Annotated in this window: 1 protein-coding gene; it reads right to left on the reverse strand. The window is 43.6% G+C overall.

What is annotated here, in order from left to right; all coding sequences use genetic code 11:
* Positions 1-357 precede the first annotated feature (357 nt).
* Positions 358-543 (reverse strand): hypothetical protein (locus Q1B11_RS20260; protein WP_299735831.1); only part of this gene is annotated, 186 nt, incomplete at its 5' end.

Below are 543 nucleotides of genomic sequence, written 5' to 3' on the forward strand. Positions count from 1 at the left end.
AAGCAGCATGCTTTGTTGAAAGAGCATGGCTACGATGTGAAAGTGTCTCGGGAATAAGATTTTTTTGAACCACAAAGGCACAAAGGCACAAAGACACAAAGAAGAGCAAAAGCTTTTTAGGTAAGAGCTCTTATTAAAAAGCTTTTGCTTTTCCTTTGTGCCTTTGTGCCTTTGCAAGGCCAAGCAGCATGCTTTGTTGAAAGAGCATGGCTACGATGTGAAAGTGTCTCGGGAATAAGATGTTTTTTGAACCACAAAGGCACAAAGGGTCGATAATTGCTCCTGCATGATCGACACTTCCGCCATCCTTGGCGGTCGCATAAAGAAGAGCAAAAGCTTTTTAGGTAAGAGCTCTTATTAAAAAGCTTTTGCTTTTCCTTCGTGCCTTTGTGCCTTTGCAAGGCCAAGCAGCATGCTTTGTTGAAAGAGCATGGCTACGATGTGAAAGTGTCTCGGGAATAAGATTTTTTTTGAACCACAAAGGCACAAAGGGTCGATAATTGCTCCTGCATGATCGACACTTCCGCCATCCTTGGCGGTCGC

This window comes from uncultured Endozoicomonas sp. (assembly GCF_947495845.1).
In the GTDB taxonomy this organism is placed as follows: domain Bacteria; phylum Pseudomonadota; class Gammaproteobacteria; order Pseudomonadales; family Endozoicomonadaceae; genus Endozoicomonas.